The sequence below is a fragment of the Pararhodospirillum oryzae genome, assembly GCF_007992075.1.
GTDB classification, from domain to species: domain Bacteria; phylum Pseudomonadota; class Alphaproteobacteria; order Rhodospirillales; family Rhodospirillaceae; genus Pararhodospirillum; species Pararhodospirillum oryzae.
Genome location: NZ_BJZO01000039.1, coordinates 20,608 through 39,047, shown reverse-complemented (window position 1 = coordinate 39,047; position 18,440 = coordinate 20,608). Strand labels below are relative to the sequence as shown.

Below are 18,440 nucleotides of genomic sequence, written 5' to 3'. Positions count from 1 at the left end.
TCAATCGCGGAAACGCTGATCGTGCCGCCGGCGGTGCCGAATGACACCCTATCATTGCCGGAGGAACCGGTCAGAGTCTCGATGGCCCCCGAAACCGTGATCGTCTGGCCGGTTGTCCCGGCGAGCGAGACAACATCGTTGGCCGAGCTGCCGATCAGGGTTTCGACATACGACAGCGCGATCGTGTTGCCGGACGTGCCGAGAGTGACCGTGGTCGTGGCGCTGTCCGTCGTACCCGTCAGGGTTTCGATCAGGTTGACGGTGACCTCTTGGGCCGCCGTGGAATAGAGGGTAACCCCCTGATTGCCACTGGTCCCACCCGTTATCACAAACGAGACGGCAACCGTGGCCTCATTGGTGAGGGTAACCGTACCCGAGTTCGTATGGGTAAGGCTGTATGAACCCGCCGAGAAATTACTGGTACCATCAATGACAATCGCCTCATTGGCGGCTGTCGCTGTGTAAGCCCCGTTACTGGCGTACCATGTCATGAATTAACCCCTTCCGGAATGTTCAGTTGCAACTCTGGTTTTGGCCTTCCACCGGCCCCTAATCCGGTGCACCGGACGCACGACCCCTTCGGGCACGCCGGCGGAGGGCGAAAGCCTGCGGTTCTGATACCCTATTTCGCATTCCCTGACAACAAGGGGGACAGGGCTGTCCGTTGATCTCCAAGCGCTTGTTGCATTTGGGTCGCATGACGCACGAAGCAATTCTCGAATTCATCAAAAGAAAAACAAGCGCAATTGATCACCATGAAGGGCTTGGCTATGGTCCCGGTCCGGTGGGGATCGCGCAAGGAGGAGAGCCGGCCGTGGCCAAGAACAAGAAACAGGCCCGCAAGGGCCATCCACGCCGAAAGGAACGCTCCGGTCCGTTTGCGACATCCTCTGTTCCATTGGCGGAAAAGAAGGATGGCAATGGCGTCGAGGCCATCTTTAGTCGCGCCCTGGCAGCACACCAAAGTCGAGATCTCGGTGAAGCGGAATCCTTGTACCGGGCCTGCCTGGATCTCGACCCCGAGTACCCCAACGCACTGAACAATCTTGCCGTTGTTTTCAAGGAAACGGGAAGGTTGGATGAAGCCATTACCTGCTACGAGCGGGCGCTGGCACGCACCACGGAACCCGTCGCCGTTTACAACAACCTGAGCCTGGCTTACTTCCAGGCCCGGAACCCGACGCGGGCCCAGCAGGTTTGCCGCGAGGCCCTGGCGCTGTTTCCATCCGCGACGGACAGCTGGTTCAATCTCGGCAACGCGTTTGTCGCCCGCATGGACCGGCGGACGGGCGCTCGTTACCTGACCCGGGCCGCCCGCCTTTCCCCCGATTATTTTCCGGCCCTGGTCAATCTGGCCGACGCCCTGAAAGGGCAGGGACTGGGAGAGGAGGCCATCCAGGCGGCCCGCCGCGCGGCCGAGGTGCGCCCCGGCGCGTTGGAGCCTTATGTCAACTGGGCCGATGCCCTGCGCGAGCACGGCCGGATCACCGAGGCCATCCCGGTCTATGCCCAGGCCCTGGCCAACCAGCCCACCCACGCCCCGGCCCACTCCAACCTTCTCCTGTCCTTGAACTATGCCGATGGTCGCTCGGGCCTGGAAAACCTCAAGGCGCATCGCTATTGGGGACAGGTCCACGCCGATCCCCTGACCCCCGACGCCCCGGGTCACGCCAACATACCCGACCCCGACCGGGTGTTGCGCATCGGCTTTGTGTCGGCGGATTTCCGGACCCATTCAGTCGGCTACTTCCTGCGTCCGATTCTTGAGTCCCTTGATCCCTCCCTCTTCCAGATTTATTGCTACTCGACGGGAACCAACGACGATTCCATCACCGAATACTTCAAGCGGGCCGCTTCCGTCTGGCGTCCGGTCGCGAGACACAGCGACGAGCAACTGGCCGCTCTCATCTTGGAAGACCGGATCGACATCCTGGTCGATGTCGCCGGGCACACGGGCGGCAACCGCCTGCTGACCTTCGCGCGCAAGCCGGCCCCGGTGCAGGTCTCCTGGCTGGGCTATCCGAATACCACCGGCATCAAGGCCATGGACTACCGCCTGACCGATGCGGTCGCCGACCCCTATGGCATGACGGATGATTTCCACACCGAAGCGCTGGTCCGCCTGCCGTCGGGCTTCCTGTGCTATCAACCGGTCTCTGAAATCCCCACCGAGGTCAACGCCCTGCCTGCCCTGGAAAAGGGGTTTGTCACCTTTGGGTCGTTCAACAACCTGTCCAAGGTCACGCCGGCCGTCACCGCGTTGTGGGCCGAGGTCCTGAACACGGTGCCCAACTCGAAGCTGCTGTTGAAGGGGCTGGTGTTCGCCGACCCACAGACCCGTCAGTTCTACACGGATCTTTTCACGCAACACGGTGTTGACCCCGACCGTCTGATCTTGCTGTCGCGGATCGATGCCGCCGACGGGCATTTCCGCGCGTACCATCAAGTGGACATCGGCCTTGATCCGTTTCCCTACAACGGCACCACCACCACCTGCGAAGCCCTGTGGATGGGGGTGCCGGTTGTCACCTTGCTGGGGACCATCCATGCCGGCCGGGTGGGGGCCAGCCTGCTCCACCAGGTGGGGCTCGGGCACCTGATCGCCCGCGATCGTGACGCCTACGTGGCGCTGTGCGCCGGGCTTGCCCGGGATCTGCCGGCGCTGGCGGTCTTGCGCCGCACCATGCGCGCGCGCCTGAACGCCTCGCCCCTGCGCGACGAGGCCGGTCAGGCCCGGGCCATGGGGGTGGCCTTTCGCGACATGTGGCGCGCCTGGTGCCGGGGGCGCACGGAAGCGACAACGAGCCCCCCTTCATGAGCACTCCCCTGGCCCACGCGATCACCTTGTACCGGGCCGGCGATTTCCTGGGCGCGCGCAATGCCTGCGTGGTCGCGCTTCACGCCGCGCCCCGGGACCCCGAAATCCTGGCGGTCCTGGGATTGTCCGCCCTGCGCCTGGGTCGCGCCGAGGAAGCCGCCCAGGTCCTGCGCGCCAGCCTGGACCTGCGCCCCGACCTCATGGTCGCCGTTAATCTGGGCCATGCCCTGCTCTCCTTGGGGCGGCTGGATGAAAGCCGGGAAGCCTGTGCCCTGGTCATCCGCCTTGCCCCCCGGGAAAGCATCGGCCCCTTGAACCTGGGGGCGGTTTTGTCCCGCCTGGGCCGCCCGGCCGAGGCCCTTGCCGCCTTTCGTCACGCCCTGGCCCTGGCCCCGGCCTTGCGCGACGCCTGGTACAACAGCGCGGTCTGCCTGCAAGAACAGGAGCGTTTCCAAGAAAGCCTGGCGCCCTTGCGCCGGGCCCTGGTTCTGGAGCCCGAGAACATCGCCGCCTTGACCCTGTTCGGGCTTGCCCGGCACCGTACCGGCGCGTTTGTTCAGGCCATCAATCAGTACCGGACGGTCCTGGCCCTGGAACCAACCCATGAAACGGCCTTGAACAATCACGCCGCCGCCTTGTTCCAGCTCAACCGGCCCCGGGCGGCGGTCGCGGCCTATGAACGGGTCCTGCGCGCTTGCCCGGCCAATCCGATGGCGCTCAACAACATGGCGCTGGCCCTGAACCGCATCGGTCAGACCAGCCGCGCCCTGACAGCCTGGCACCGGGCCCTGGCGCTGCAACCCGATGGTCTTGACGCCTGGATCAACCTGGGGGGAGCCAGGAAGGACATGGGGACCCACGCCGACGCCCGGCGCGCCTTGCGCCGGGCCCAGGTCCTCAATCCCAAAGGAGCCTCCCTCGCCGGGTCCTTGCTGTTTTTGATGAACGGCGATCCAACCGCGACCGCCCAGGCCCAGGGCGAGGCGCATCGGGCCTGGGCGCGGCGCCATGCCGATCCCCTGTCGCCGCCACGTCGCCGCCTGCCGGCCGTCCTGGGGCGCCGCGTGCGGGTGGGGTATGTATCGCCGGACCTGTGGACCCACTCGGTCGCCTATTTCTTCGAGCCCCTGCTGGAAGCCCACGATCGGGGTGGCTTTGAAATTTTTTGCTACTCCGATACCCGCGCCCCGGACGCGACCACCGCGCGCCTGCAAGCCCTGGCCGAGCACTGGCGGGTGACCTGTGGCCTGCCCGACGAGACGTTCGCGGCCCAGGTGCAGGCGGACGGCATCGATATCCTGGTGGACCTGGCCGGCCACACCGCCGAAAACCGGCTGCTGGCCTTTGCACGGCGCCCGGCACCGGTTCAAGTGACGTGGCTGGGGTATCCTAATACCACAGGCCTGGCCGCCATGGACTGGCGGATCAGCGACATCATCGCCGACCCTGCCCCCGCAAGCGACCTGTGCCATAGCGAGCGCCTGATGCGCCTGGCCGGCGGCTTTTTGTGCTATCGCCCCCCCTTGCGCACCATGCCCGTGGGCCCGGCTCCCTGTCTTGCCTCGGGGGCCATCACCTTCGGATCGTTCAATGCGCTCTCCAAGCTCAATGGAAGCGTCCTGGCCACCTGGGCCGGGCTGTTGCATCGCCTGCCCTCCGCGCGGCTGTGCCTCAAGGGCCGGGGGTTGGGCGACCCGGTCGTTGCCCGGCGCTTCGCCGAGGCCTTCGCCGCCCAGGGCGTCGATCCCGCCCGCCTGGTCGCGCTTGAGCAAACCCAGGGCATCGAGGACCATTTCGCCCTTTACAACCAAATCGACATTGGCCTGGATCCCTTCCCGTACAATGGCACCACCACGACCTGCGAAGCCCTGTGGATGGGAATCCCCGTTGTCACCCTGCTGGGCACCACCCATGCCGGCCGGGTTGGGGCCAGCCTGCTGGGGCATCTGGGACACCCCGAGCTGATCGCCGCCGATCGGGAAGGATACATCGAAACCGCCCTGGACCTGGCCCGCGACCCCGCCCGCCTGGACGCCCTGCGTCAGGGGCTGCGCGGGCGCCTGGAGGGATCCTCGTTGTGTGATGCAAAAGGATTCGCCCGGCGTCTGGAAGCGGCCTTCCGGGAAATGCTGACAGACGCCAGCCTTCCCCGGTCGTGACCGCCTGCGTGTCCTATTCGCCTTTCTGATCCAGGACGGAGCGGAAATAGGCGATGGTTTCCTTCAGCCCATCTTCCAGGGGCACGGTGGGCTGCCAGTCAAGCACCGACCGCGCCACGGTGATGTCGGGGCGGCGCTGGCGGGGGTCGTCGGCGGGCAGGGGCTGAAAGATCAGGCGCGAGCGCGATCCCGTCAGACGCAAGACCGTTTCGGCCAGTTCCAGCATGGTGTACTCGCCCGGATTGCCCAGGTTGATCGGTCCCGTGATCGCCCGATCCGTGTTCATGAAGCGCACGAACGCCTCGATCAGATCCGAGACGTAACAAAACGAACGGGTCTGGGTGCCGTCGCCATAAATCGTGATGTCCTGGCCCTGCAGGGCCTGGACAATGAAATTCGACACCACCCGTCCGTCATTGGGGTGCATGTGGGGGCCATAGGTGTTGAAAATGCGCCCGACCTTGATGGCCAGGCCGTGCTGGCGGTGGTAATCGAAAAACAAGGTCTCGGCGCAGCGCTTGCCCTCGTCGTAGCACGCCCGCAATCCAATGGGATTGACCCGCCCCCAGTAGCTCTCCGTCTGGGGGTGGACTTCGGGGTCGCCATAAACCTCGGACGTGGAAGCCTGAAAAATCGTTGCCCGGCAGCGCTTGGCCAGACCCAGCATGTTGATCGCCCCGTGAACGCTTGTTTTCGTCGTTTGCACCGGGTCGGACTGGTAGTGAACCGGACTCGCCGGACAGGCCAGGTTATAAATTTGGTCAACTTCCACATAAAGAGGAAAGGTCACGTCATGGCGCATTAATTCAAAAGATGGATGACCAATGAGCGAGGAAACATTTCTGCGCTTTCCTGTAAAATAATTATCAACGCACAGAACCTCGCACCCTTCCGAGATCAAGCGCGCACACAGGTGAGAACCGAGAAAGCCTGCTCCCCCTGTGACGAGAACGCGTGTTGACAGCTTCATTCATGGCTCTCCTTGATCCAAAACCGCTTTTCGCCCCTGCCCCTCCGCGTGGGGGCCCTTTCTTCCGTCCTTGGAGGCGGACGGGCGTGTGGGCAGGATCGTACCCTTCCAAGGCAACGGGGGGCAGCCGATTTTACGCCGACGGAAAATCAAACCACACCCCGTTGATCAAGCCTCCCCGACACGCTACCTTGAGACGAAAATGCCTGGAAATCATGCCAGCACTTCTTTCGTCAATGCCAAAAGGAAGGGAAGGCAATGAAAAATTATACGACCAACGTTTTTTGGGGACCGAAAAACCATGGAGATTTTATCAAGGGTCTCCAACAGTGCTGCGATACCCTTGATCCCATGGGTATATTTATTGGCGACAATATGTTTACCTTTAAAAGGAACCTCAGTTTTTTGGATGATGGGCCGTTCATGGCATCCGTCAATACCAATGCCGGAGAAGAAAAAGAAAAAGCAATCATATGGCGGACAGCGGTTCTGTTGTGGGCAGCCCGCAACGGTTTGCGACGCAAGGGTGATTTTGTTGAATGTGGAACCTACAAGGGAACAAGCGCCCGCATTTTATGCGATGCCCTTGATTTTGCCCACTGCGACCGCTCGTTTCATCTTTATGATGCATTTGATCTTCCTCCGGAAATGGAGTATCTGCGAGGTCCCAGTCATGGGCCGGACCTTTATCCCGCCGTTGTCAAGCGGTTTGCCCATTTCCCGAATGTTCATATCCATAAAGGTATTATCCCGGATATTTTTGTCCGGGAGGGCGTGCCAGATGTCATATCGTTCCTCCACATAGACATGAATAATGCGCATGCAGAATTATCGGCTCTTGAGTTTTTGTTTGATAGGGTTGTCGATGGCGGAATGATTATTCTTGATGACTACGGGTGGATAAACAACAAAGACCAGAAAATCGCAGAAGATAATTTTTTTATCAAAAAAGGGCTGCATGTTCTTGAGATACCCACTGGACAAGGCTTGTGCTTAAAATGAACCTCCTCTTTATTCATCAGAGCTTTCCCGCTCAGTACAAGCATGTCGCCCCTCATTTCGCAGCCTTGGGTCACAGGGTCGTGGTCTTGCGCCAGGAACTCGGGCGATCCCTGCCGGGTGTTCAGGAAATCATCTACGCCCCCGAACCGGTGCCAGACCCAGGGAAGGGCTCTTTCCTCGGGCATGTCGGGCCTGCCTTTGCCAACGCCCGGGCCGTCCTCGAGCAGGCCCGCCGGCTCAAGGCCCAGGGGTTCACCCCCGATGTGATGATTGGTCATAACGCCTGGGGCGAGACCTTGTTCCTCAAGGATGTCTGGCCGGACACACCCCTTCTTTCCTATTTCGAGTATTTTTACGGCCGTCCCGGCGGCGATGCGGCTTTCGACCCTGAATTTCCCCCGGGTCCTGATAACGCGCCGCATGGACGCATCATGAATACCATCAATCTGCTGGGGCTTCAGGCCGCCGACTGGGGGCAATCTCCGACTTACTGGCAGCGTTCCCGCTATCCCGAGATCCATCATCCCCGGATTTCGGTTCTCCACGAAGGCATCGACACCGATGTGCTGGTGCCCAGGCCCGGCATCCAGCTTTTCCTGCCCGGCCAGGCCCGCCCTCTGACCCGCCAGGACGAGGTCATCACCTTTGTGTCGCGCAACCTGGAGCCCTACCGGGGGTTCCACGTTTTCATGCGCGCCCTGCCCGAGATCCTGCGCCGGCGTCCGCGCGCCCAGGTCCTGATCATTGGCGGGGATGGCGTCAGCTATGGCCCGCCGCTGTCGGACGGACGCAGCTTCAAGGACGCCTTGCTGGAGGAACAAAAGGGCCGGATCGATCTGTCCCGGGTCCATTTCCTGGGCCAGGTCCCCTATGAACACTTCGTTGCCGTGTTGCAGGTGTCCTCGGTCCACCTCTATCTGACCTATCCGTTCGTGCTGTCGTGGTCGATGCTGGAAGCCATGAGCACCGGATGCCTGGTCGTGGGCTCCCGGACCCCCCCGGTCCAGGAAGTGATCGAGGACGGGGTCAACGGCCTTCTGGTGGATTTCTTCGACCGGCAGGGGATTGCCGACCAGATGGACCGGGTTCTGGATCACCCCGACCGCCTGCAAGACATCCGGGACGCGGCCCGGCGCACCATCCTTGAAGGCTATGACCTGCGCCGGGTTTGCCTGCCCCGGCACGTTGCCCTGATTGAAACCCTGGCCACGGGCCGCCCCCCCCTCGTGCCGGAACAACGGCTGGCCACGGCGCCGCCCCGCCCGGATGACCGTCTGCTGGAACGCGGCGCGCCGGCTTCCCTTTCTCCCGTGCCGGCCCCCCCGCCCCCCGTGGCGGCGGCGCTGCCCCCCGTCCCGTCCCGGATGTCGGTCGAACAAGCCTTGCAGACAGCCGCCCGGGCCCAGGCGCAAGGCTCCCTGGAGGTTGCCGAGCGGATTCTTTCCGCCATCGTCACGCAAAGCCCGGGCACCGCGGTGGCCGCCTATCGCCTGGCGCTTCTCCATCATGGCCGGGGAGAGTTCGCGGAAGCCGCGCGTCTGATCGAACAGGCCCTGCTTTCAGACCCCGAGAACGCTACCTATCATTGCGATCTCGGGGTCATGTACAAAAATCAAAAAAACCTGGAGAAACGTCTGGAGTGCTACCGCCGGGCCGTGGAGCTTGATCCCAAGAATCCGGCGATCCTGGCCAATTACGCCTCGGCCCTCAATGACGATGATTGTCCGATGGAGGCGGAGGTCGTGTGCCGCCAGGCCCTGGCCGTGAACGATCAGGCCTTCGCCGCCGTCGTCAACCTGGGCTCCGCGCTCATGGCCCAAAACCGGCTCGACGAAGCCCTGGAGCAGTTTGAAAAAGCCAACGTCCTGGATCCCAACTATCCGGAGAACGGCAAGAACCTGGGAATGTGCCTTCTGCTGAAGGGAGACCTGCCTCGGGGCTTCGCGGCCTACGAAGGACGGTTCGCGTCCAAGCTGGATGTGCTGGGTCGTTCCTATCCCCAACCGCGGTGGGACGGACGTCCGTTCCCGGGGCGTACCTTGTTCTTGCATAGCGAACAGGGGATGGGGGACACCTTGCAGTTCATCCGCTACGTTCCCTTGGTGAAAATCCTGGGATCGCGGGTCATCGTCGAGTGTCAGGAGCCCCTTCTTCCGGTCGTGCGCACCGTGAAAGGTGCCGACGAGGTCATCGCGGCCGGCACCACGCCCCCCCCCTTCGATCTCTATTGCTCGCTCATGAGCCTCCCCTACCTGCTCGGGGATACCCTTTCCACGCTGCCGGCCGATGTCCCCTACGTCAGCGTTCCCGGCCCGGCGCCCCGGCTTTTCCAGGAGGCCCGCGCGACCAGCGCCCCCTTCAAGGTGGGGCTGGTGTGGGCCGGGAGCCCCGGGCACGGCAATGACCGGCGCCGCTCCATGGCCCTGTCAGCCCTGGCCCCCCTGCTTGATGTCCCTGGCGTTACCTTCTTCAGCCTGCAAAAGGGCCCGGCGGCGGATCAGCTTTCCGCTTTCAAGGGGCGCCTGATCGACCTGGGGCCGGCCTTGTCGGATTTTGGCGACACGGCGGCCGTGGTGTCCCAGCTGGATCTGGTCATCGCCGTGGACACCTCGATCATCCACCTGGCCGGCGCCCTGGGCCGCCCGGTCTGGGCCTTGCTGGCTTTCCATCCTGACTGGCGCTGGCTGCTGGAGCGCGAGGATACCCCATGGTATCCCTCGATGCGTCTGTTCCGGCAAGGACCCGATGGCCGTTGGGGCCCGGTGGTCGAACGGGTCCGCGCCGCGCTGCAAGACACCGCCGTGGCCGCCAGAACCGACCTCCTTCTTGGCGCCTGACCCGCGCTCGCGTCCGACCGCGTGATTTCTGGAGAACTGTCATCGTGAGCACGACCGACGACACCACCGCCGAGGGATGGCGCCTGTTGGAAGCTGGCCGGCTGGCCGAAGCCGAAGCCTGCTTTCATGCGGCCCTCAAGCGCGCCCCGGAAAACGCGGCCGCCCTTGGCGGCCTGGGCCACGTGGCCTTGAAGTCCGATCGGCCGGACGTCGCGATCCCGGCCCTGGAATCCGCGTGTCGCCTTGATTCCCGCAATGAATCCCTGCGCATGGCCCTTCTCCAGGCCCTTTCGCGCGCGGCAGCCCGCGCGCCGGGAGACGTGACCAAGGCCGTGGCCTTGGGCCGCGCCCTGGCCGAAGCCGGCGACCCCACGGCCGCCCGGGACGCCTACGTGGCGGCCCTGGTGGCCGCGCCCGATCATGCCGAATCCCGCTGGCTGGTGAACCGCATTTTGCCCCGGGTTTATCCGTCGGTCGAGGACATGGCCCGCTGGCGCGCGCGCTTCGTGGCCGCCTTGCGTGCCCTGGACGCCACCGTGCACCCCCAGGACCCCGAGGCCGCCGAGCAGGCCTTGCAGGCCCTCATGCTGCGCGGCAATTTCGAACTGGCGTACCAGGGGCAAAACGACCGCCCGGTTCAAGAGACCTGGGGGCGCCTGGTGGCCCGGATCATGGCCGCCCGCTTCCCCGATCTGGCCCACCGCCCCCCGGCCCTGCCCCTGGAAGGACGCGGCGACCGCCGGCTCAAGATCGGCTATGCGTCCTCGTGCTTCAGCAGCCATACCATCAGCCTGTTGTTCAACGGCTGGATCCAGCATCTCGACCGAAGCGCGTTCAAGCCCTACCTCTATGTTCTGGGCGGGCAACGCGACGCTTCGACCGACACGCTGTTACGCATGGCCGAGGTCGGGCGCGACCTGCGCACGGCGCCCCTGGAAACCGCCGCCCGAACCGTGCGCAACGATCAGCTTGATCTTCTGGTCTACCCGGATCTGGGCATGGATCCCCGCGTGTTCGCCCTGGCCGGCCTGCGTCTGGCCCCGGTCCAATGCGTTTCGTGGGGTCATCCCGTGACGACCGGCCTGCCCACCCTCGACTGGTTCTTGAGCTCCGACGCCATGGAACCCGAGGGCGCCGACGCCTTTTATAGCGAACGCCTGGAGCGGCTGCCCCGCCTTTCCATTGCCTACACTCCCACACCGGCCCGGAACGAAAAGGATCGCGCCGCCCTGGGACTCCCCGAAGGCATTTTGTTCCTGTGTAGCCAGGCTCTTCAAAAATACCAGCCCCAACACGACGCCGTTTTCGCCGCCATTGCCCGCCAGATTCCAGATTCCAGGTTTATTTTCATCCTCCACAAGACCCAGTTCATGACCAACCGGCATTTCAAGGCGCGCCTTGAGAATGCTTTCCGGATCGCGGGTCTTGATCCCGCCGCTCACCTTGTCTTCATGCCCTGGATGGATTGGCGGGACTTCCTGGCGCTTAACGGTGCGTGCGATGTTTTCTTGGATTCCATCGGCTGGTCCGGGGGCAACACAACCCTGGAAGCCCTGTCACGTGGCCTGCCTCCCGTGACCCTTCCCACGACATTCATGCGCGGGCGTCATACCTATGCCATGTTGTCCTTGATGGGAATGACGGAACTCATCGCCCAGGACCTGAACGACTATGTGCGCATCGCCGTGCGCCTGGGCACGGATGGCGCCTGGCGCGCCGCGATGAAGGAGCGCCTCCTTCAGCAGCACGGCCGCTTGTACCGGGACACGGATGTCGTCCGCGCCCTGGAGGCCTTCTATCGGAAGGCGCACACCCTTTCCTTGCAAGAAAGCGCCTGACCCTTCAGCCGCCGCCCGCGCGGCTACGGGGCGGCGTCTTCGAGGTACTGATCCAGCTGGGCCGCGCTCAAGGCCGCCATCGCCTTGCCCGCGATCAGGCCCTTCTGCCAGGCCACGGTCGCGGCCAGGGCCTGATCGAGCGACCAGCATGGCCGCCAGCCCAGCCCCTCGGCCGCCCGGGAAATATCCAGGCGCAACCGGTGCTGTTCATGGGGGTGGGTCTGGCCTTCGGGATGAACCCAGGCCGCCCCCTCTCCCCACAGGGCCACCAGGCGGTCGGCCACGACGCGCACCGGGCACTCGCCGCCCAGGCCGGGCCCGAAATTCCACTCGCGGGGCAAGGCCGGGTCATCCCACAAACGCCGCGCCACCGTCAGATAGCCGCGCAGGGGCTCGAACACGTGTTGCCACGGGCGCACCGCCTGGGGCTGACGGATTTCGGCCGGACGACCCTGGCCAAAGGCTTCGAGCAGATCGGGAACCAGGCGATCCTCGGCCCGGTCGCCCCCGCCGATGACATTGCCGGCGCGCACCGACGCAACCCGGATCCCTTCCGTTTCCATGAAGGAGCGGCGCCAGGACGTCGCCAGAAGTTCGGCGCACCCCTTGCTGGCGGAATAGGGATCGTGGCCGCCCATGGCGTCGCTTTCCCGGTAGCCCCATTCCCAGCCTCGGTTCTCGTAGCACTTGTCGCTGGTGACATTGACCAGGACCCGCACGGAACCGGCCGCCCGCGCCGCCTCGAACACATGCAGCGTGCCCATCACGTTGGTGGCCACGGTGTCCAGGGGCGTGCCATAGGAGCGTCGGACCAGGGCCTGGGCCGCCAGATGGAAGACGATCTCGGGCTGAAGGCGCCCGACCACGTCGCGCACCGCATGGGCGTCGCGAATGTCCACGAAATGGCTGTCGGTCAGGGTTTCCAGATCCAGCAGCGTGAACAAGGCCGTGCGCTCGGGGGGCAACGCAATGGCGCCAACCCGGGCCCCCATCCGCTGGAGCCAGAAGGCCAGCCACGCCCCCTTGAAGCCCGTGTGCCCGGTGACCAGAACCCGTTTACCGGCCCAGAACGCTTCACTCATCCTGCCAGACCTTCCAGGGGGCCCGTCCACTGGACCAGTGTTTTTCCAGGGCTTCCTTGTCGCGCAGCATGTCCATGCAGTGCCAGAAGCCGTCATGCCGGTAGGCGTGCAGTTGCCCGTCGGCGGCCAGGGCTTCCAGCGGCTCTTGCTCCCACATGGTCATGTCGTCGTGGATGTACTCAAGAACGCGCGGCGAAAGCACAAAAAACCCACCGTTGATCCACCCGTCCGACACCTTTTCCTGGAATGCCCGCACCCGCGAACGGGGATCAAGGTCCAGCACTCCAAAGCGCCCCGGCGCCCGCACGGCCGTGACCTGGGCCAGGGCTTGCCCTTGCTCGAAGACACGGATGCTTTCTTGAATATTCACGTCGCTGACGCCGTCGCCGTAGGTCATGCAAAACGGCCCGTCGTCGAGATACGGCTTGATTTTCTTCAGGCGGCCGCCGGTCATGGTCTCGTCGCCGGTATCGACCAAGGTGATCTGCCAGGGTTCGGCGCTGCTGCGATGGACCGCGAGACTGTTCGTCTTCAGATTGATGGTCACATCCGACATATGCAGGAAATAATTCGCGAAATATTCCTTGATGACATATCCCTTGTACCCCAGGCAGACGATGAAATCGGTCACGCCATGGGCGGCATAAATCTTCATGATATGCCACAAGATGGGATAACCACCGATTTCCACCATGGGCTTGGGGCGAGACTCCGTTTCCTCGCGAAACCGGGTGCCCTTTCCTCCTGCCAGGATGACCGCCTTCATGTCCTGCCTCGTTTTTCGTTGCCTGGACGCCGTTGGCGGGGCCGTCTACCAGTGCTCGCCCAGAATGGCGTTCACATAACGCGGTGCCGCTTCCGCAAGCAACCGTTCGTAGATCTTCCAGTCGCTATCCGCGGATTTGTCATACCATCCCCCGATCCGCTGCCACAGGGTCCGCCGGGCCACCACCTGCATGCAATCAATCCGGTGGCACACGGGCGGAAGGCCCGACAGGACCAGGCCCAGGTCGTTTTCACGCGCCGGGAACCGGATCAGGCGTCCGGCGACCAGGGCCATGCCGCGCATGATGATGGGAAACAGAAAGATTTCGGGATCGTCCACCGCCAGGGGACGCGTCGTCCCCAAGCCGGGATCGTGCACCTGAACCCACTCCTCGACCGGCCGGGTCCGTTCCTCCGCCAGCCGCGCCAGGGCCTCGGGATACAAGATATTATCCGCGTTGAAGTGGACGATGTACTCCCCTTGCGCCAACTGCAATCCGGCATCGCGCAGGGAATGGCCCCAGTCTCCGATGCGGGTGGTGGTCTGGGTGCTCCTGACCAGGGGCAGGTCCAGCCCCGCGAGATCGTCGGCGCATGAACCATGGGTGCGCGGACCATCGTGCAACACGATGACTTCGAAGTCCCGAAACCGCTGCGCCGCCAGCGAGGCCAATCCCCGCCGGGCCCGTTCACGCGGAACCGACCCGTCATAGTCGACCACGATGATCGAAAACAGCGGCATTGCCTTCTCCTAGAGCATTTTTATCCGAAATGGACAGCATTTGATTGCTTTGAAAATGCGGACATTCAAAGATTTAGAACACATTCTCTGATCTATTTTGACCGCAATTCGCTCTGGAGTCTGTCCGTTTCACGTTCCGGTCGAAAGATTCTGATTCGTCGGGTTTTGTCCCCCGGAGAAAGGCGAGGGTAGGCAGGCCCCGGAAGGCTGTCAATCAGCCCTTCCCGCGCCCTTCCCAAAAATGTTGTCTTCGAAAAAATGACCTCGTGCCGCGTATCCCTTGCCCCTTCTGCCGGCGGGTTCATTATGTTTCCGTCCCCAGAACGGCGCTGCGCGCCTTGGGAAGATGGCGATAAAGGGTTGAAGACGCGACCCCAAGGCGCCGCGCCACCTCCTCAACCGAAATATCCGGGTCTCGAAGCAGGGCTTTTGCCACCGTCAGGTCCTTGGCGGTGAGGGCCGGCGGGCGACCGCCAACCCGGCCACGCGCCCGGGCCGCTTCCAGGCCGGCCCGCGTCCGATCGCGGATGATGCCCCGTTCGAATTCCGCCAGGGCGGCGAAAATGTGAAAGACAAGGCGGCCGCCGGTGGTTTGCGTGTCGATGGCTTCGGTCAGGGATCGAAAGCCGATGCCCCGGCTGCCCAGGTCTTCCACGGTTTCGATCAGCTGCTTCAAGGATCGGGCCAGACGGTCGAGCTTCCAGACCACGAGGGTATCGCCGTCTCGCATGTACTCGAGCGCGGCCCCGAGCTGCGGCCGGTCCCGCTGCGCGCCGGAGGCCTTCTCGGTAAAAAGCTTTTCGCACCCCGCCGCCATCAGCGCGTCGCGCTGAAGGGCCAGATCCTGTTCTTGCGTGGAAACGCGCGCGTACCCCACCAGCATGGCCGATTTCTCCGAAAACTCATGAGGACAATATGTTTCCGGAGATTATGTTTCAAGAGACTGTTTCGGGACCCTTCCGGGCACCGCGGACCGGCTCCCGAGCTCAGGGGGCCGGATCTCCGATAAACGAGCGTTTTCGGGAACAAGGAAACAGGTCCATCCCCAATGCTCGGGACGTGTCCAGGCCACCGGATCGCCCCGAGGGGGCTTCCAGAGCCTGGGCCGCCAGCTCCAGGCGGCTTTAAAATACGATGAATCAATGCGTTAGAACGTCCTCACGCTTCTTTCTGATCGGAAGAGGTCCTCGATCCTTCCATGCCGCAAAGGGCATTTTACTCTTCTTCATACGACTTTTATTCGGATAGTAGAGATAAAGTTTCAAGCCTTCTTAATATATTGAAATAAAAACAACATGAAGTGCTTTGTGTGGCGCCCAGGCGGCCCCCATCCATTCGGCTGCATGGAACAGATGTTCCCGATTCCGGAGCGTTTGAAAAAATGAACTCGGTTATTTTATTATAAAAAACAAACCATCAACCATCATAATAGTATAAATCTCCCTGAAAAACATATCCTTTTTTCCATATTGTGTGCTTTTTATCGTGCTTCAATTTCCATTAAAGAAATAAAATCAAATTTTACACAGCCAAAAATCAAGCCATGATTTATTGGGGTCGGAACGAATTGTTAAATCAAAATAATGTATTAATTAACAATAAATAACAAAAAAATAGATATTTCATCGTATTGCAAAAATAAAAAATGTAAATATGCGTTGATTTTCCTCAGACAAAATTTATTTTTGCTGCAAATCACAATATTATAAAATCCATGGAAAATTCAAAAATGACAAATACCCTCATTTTTATTTTGTACATTACCCAGCGAAGGCAAATAGACTTGCTTTTACCACGATATCGAGCAATACTAAGGAGCCATTTTAAACGCCGCCAATCCGGAAAGGGGAGAATTTCTCCTCTTTCCGCACCCCTTAAGAGCGGTGCGGGGACCCCTGAGCAACAGGGACTTGTTGAAGGGAAAGAAAAAATCTGACGGTTCGGTTGCGCGCGATGGAGAGCGAAAGCGTTGCCTCCGAAATCGCCTCAACCCTTGACAGGTAGGGAAGAACACCATGACGTACACGCTTTCAAGAACCAGAAACCTCGTCAACGGCCTGGGCGGGTCCGCGGGCTTTGGTGAAGGAGTCCTGAACAGAAACGACGACTCCTACCAGAGCGTGGATATTTCCTCTGTTTTTACGCAGGGGATTAACTTCTTCGGCACCACCTATACCTCAATCTATGTCAACAACAACGGCAATATTACATTCTCCAGCGGAATGGGGACGTATACGCCGTACGCGATTACCGGAACAACCAGTAATCCGATCATCGCACCATTCTTCGCCGACGTGGATACACGCAACAGCACCGTGACGTCCACGACGTGGTCCGGCTCCGGAAACTCGACCGGCACCAACAACGTCTACTACGACCTCGACGCCACCAACGGCGTGGTGACCATCACCTGGGACGACGTTGGCTACTACAGCAACCGGACCGACCTCACGAACGCGTTCCAGCTTCAGATCGTCCGGCGCAATGCCTCGGACTTCGACATCGCCATCCGCTACGAGGATGTGAACTGGACCACGGGCAGCGCCTCGGGCGGCACCAACGGCCTGGGCGGCACCATTGCCCGCGCCGGCTGGTCGGCGGGCGACGGCACGAATTATTACGAGCTGGGAGCCTCGGGCAACCAGGCCAACATGCTTGATCTCGACCGGACCCTGGGCAACACCGGCACCATGGGCTACTGGGAGTTCAGCGTGCGCAACGGCCAGACGGAAAACCCCTGGCTGAACCCGCTGGTCAACCGCAACGACTTCGATGGCAACGGTACCGCCGACATCTTGTGGTTCAACGAACGGACCCGCCAGATCGCCATCTGGAGCATGTCCGGTTTCGATCGCATTGGCGCCGCCGCCATCCAGAACACGGTCAATCCCCAGTGGTCGCTGGCCGGCACCGGCGATTTCGACGGCAACGCCCGCACCGACATCCTGTTCCGGAACACCTCCACCAACGCCCTGGCCGTCTGGTCCATGGATGGCCTGTCGCGCGACACCGCGACGGTGACCGGGATTACCCTGGCCAGCACCACCCACGTTGTCGGCTGCGGTGACATCAACAATGATGGCAACGCCGACATCTTCCTGCACGACTTCTCCACCGGCACCGTGAGCGTGGCCCTGATGGGCGACAACCTGACGCTGCAGACCCCCACCACCTTGCAGACCAACACCCGCTCCGAGTGGACGGTGGGCGGCATGGGTGATTTCAACGGCGACCGCTATGGGGACATCCTGTGGCGCAATACCTCGACCGGTCAGGTCGCCATCTGGCTGATGCAAGGCACGAACCGGATTGGCGCCAACGTGATTCAGGCGTCGGTTGATCTGAACTGGAGCCTGGAAAGCACCGGCGACTTCAACGGCGACGGCACCACCGATATCCTGTGGCGTCACACCGACGGCCGCGTGGCCAACTGGCTGATGAATGGCCTCGATCGCCTGGGTGCCACCATCATCAACAGCGATAGCCCCCTGTCGAGCAACTGGACCATCGCCGACACCACCGACTTCAACGCGGATGGCACCGACGATATCCTGCTGCGCAACAGCACCACCGGCGGCACCGCCATCTGGACCATGAACAACGGGACGCGTTCCGACGGCCAGCTGGTTCAGAACAACGTTCTGGGCGAATGGAGCATCGCCAACGATCTGTCCTACGTCTGATCGTCCTCCTCCATTTGGGTTATTATCCCCGCCGCCGGAGCCTTCGCGCTCCGGCGGCGATGTCTTGGTGGAACGGGAGTTTTTTCATGTCCGATCGCGTGACCTTCGCCGATGGCATCGGCGGCATTGGTTTCATCGCCCATACCTTGCGCATTGATCTGGTCCGCTTCGATCCCACCCAGAAGGAAGAGGACGGCTCTCCGGCTCGTGTCCCCTGTCATACCCTGGTTTTGACCGAAACCGGGTTCCTGGAGCTGCTCAATGCCTTGCAACAGACCCACCAAAGGCTGGTGAGCTTGCAAGGACAGGCCCAGCCTGCCGCCGCGCCGGCGGCGCCGGCTGCTCCGCAAACGGCTGTTTCGCCCAATTTCCCCACGCCATAGAGCTTCGCGCGTTGGATCCGGATCCAGGCACGATGCTCTAACTCTTTGTTTTAGGCTTCGATTTGTCCAAAAAGCGGTTCCCGCTTTTCAGCTCTCGCTGCCCGGCCCGGAGGCCGCCGGCCTCCGGTGTCCCATTTCTTCTTGCAATCACCAAGAAAGGC

13 protein-coding genes are annotated in these 18,440 nt (G+C 62.1%); 7 read left to right on the top strand and 6 right to left on the bottom strand.

From position 1 onward, the window contains the following. The coding region (locus tag ROR02_RS08375) for a hypothetical protein (protein WP_218032784.1) at positions 1-491 on the bottom strand (491 nt) is incomplete at its 3' end. A gap of 206 nt (positions 492-697) precedes the next feature. On the opposite strand from ROR02_RS08375, the gene ROR02_RS08370 reads away from it, so the two are divergent. Both ROR02_RS08370 and ROR02_RS08365 read left to right on the top strand, forming a co-directional pair. Continuing rightward, complete coding sequence (locus ROR02_RS08370) at positions 698-2,818, top strand: O-linked N-acetylglucosamine transferase, SPINDLY family protein (protein WP_147163574.1); 2,121 nt, start codon at positions 698-700, stop codon at positions 2,816-2,818. Beyond that, positions 2,815-4,977: a tetratricopeptide repeat protein gene (locus ROR02_RS08365; protein ID WP_147163573.1), complete on the top strand. Its 2,163-nt coding sequence runs from the start codon at positions 2,815-2,817 to the stop codon at positions 4,975-4,977. The genes ROR02_RS08370 and ROR02_RS08365 overlap by 4 nt, the downstream gene beginning before the upstream one ends. Before the next feature lie 13 nt (positions 4,978-4,990). Here ROR02_RS08365 and ROR02_RS08360 read toward each other — a convergent pair whose 3' ends face one another. Then, the gene (locus ROR02_RS08360; RefSeq protein WP_147163572.1) at positions 4,991-5,947 is read right to left on the bottom strand and encodes a UDP-glucuronic acid decarboxylase family protein; all 957 of its coding nucleotides are present in this window, start codon (positions 5,945-5,947) and stop codon (positions 4,991-4,993) included. Between the two features lie 258 nt (positions 5,948-6,205). Here ROR02_RS08360 and ROR02_RS08355 point away from each other — a divergent pair, with 258 nt between their 5' ends. From ROR02_RS08355 to ROR02_RS08345, 3 genes are read left to right on the top strand one after another with little or no spacing between them, the layout of a single operon-like run. Beyond that, positions 6,206-6,949, top strand: coding sequence for a class I SAM-dependent methyltransferase (locus ROR02_RS08355; protein ID WP_147163571.1), 744 nt, complete (start codon positions 6,206-6,208; stop codon positions 6,947-6,949). Further along, positions 6,946-9,786: a glycosyltransferase gene (locus ROR02_RS08350; protein WP_147163570.1), complete on the top strand. Its 2,841-nt coding sequence runs from the start codon at positions 6,946-6,948 to the stop codon at positions 9,784-9,786. Before ROR02_RS08355 ends, ROR02_RS08350 begins: the two co-directional genes overlap by 4 nt. A 44-nt stretch (positions 9,787-9,830) precedes the next feature. Then, complete coding sequence (locus ROR02_RS08345; protein WP_170245029.1) at positions 9,831-11,624, top strand: O-linked N-acetylglucosamine transferase, SPINDLY family protein; 1,794 nt, start codon at positions 9,831-9,833, stop codon at positions 11,622-11,624. Between the two features lie 23 nt (positions 11,625-11,647). On the opposite strand, the gene rfbG is transcribed toward ROR02_RS08345, so the two are convergent. The 4 genes from rfbG to ROR02_RS08325 all read right to left on the bottom strand — a co-directional run bounded on the left by rfbG (position 11,648) and on the right by ROR02_RS08325 (position 15,096). Next, positions 11,648-12,706, bottom strand: coding sequence for a CDP-glucose 4,6-dehydratase (rfbG, locus tag ROR02_RS08340; RefSeq protein ID WP_147163568.1), 1,059 nt, complete (start codon positions 12,704-12,706; stop codon positions 11,648-11,650). Then, positions 12,699-13,472: a glucose-1-phosphate cytidylyltransferase gene (gene rfbF, locus ROR02_RS08335; protein ID WP_147163567.1), complete on the bottom strand. Its 774-nt coding sequence runs from the start codon at positions 13,470-13,472 to the stop codon at positions 12,699-12,701. Before rfbF ends, rfbG begins: the two co-directional genes overlap by 8 nt. 45 nt (positions 13,473-13,517) lie before the next feature. After that, positions 13,518-14,213: a glycosyltransferase family 2 protein gene (locus ROR02_RS08330; protein WP_147163566.1), complete on the bottom strand. Its 696-nt coding sequence runs from the start codon at positions 14,211-14,213 to the stop codon at positions 13,518-13,520. 304 nt (positions 14,214-14,517) lie between these two features. Beyond that, entirely contained in the window at positions 14,518-15,096 is a 579-nt protein-coding gene (locus ROR02_RS08325; RefSeq protein ID WP_147163565.1) for a recombinase family protein, read from the bottom strand. A 1,132-nt stretch (positions 15,097-16,228) separates the two neighbouring features. Between ROR02_RS08325 and ROR02_RS08320 the strand changes: the two genes are divergently transcribed. Both ROR02_RS08320 and ROR02_RS08315 read left to right on the top strand, forming a co-directional pair. After that, positions 16,229-17,896: a nidogen-like domain-containing protein gene (locus tag ROR02_RS08320; RefSeq protein WP_147163564.1), complete on the top strand. Its 1,668-nt coding sequence runs from the start codon at positions 16,229-16,231 to the stop codon at positions 17,894-17,896. Between the two features lie 86 nt (positions 17,897-17,982). After that, the gene (locus ROR02_RS08315; RefSeq protein WP_147163563.1) at positions 17,983-18,279 is read left to right on the top strand and encodes a hypothetical protein; all 297 of its coding nucleotides are present in this window, start codon (positions 17,983-17,985) and stop codon (positions 18,277-18,279) included. Positions 18,280-18,440: the final 161 nt, after the last annotated feature.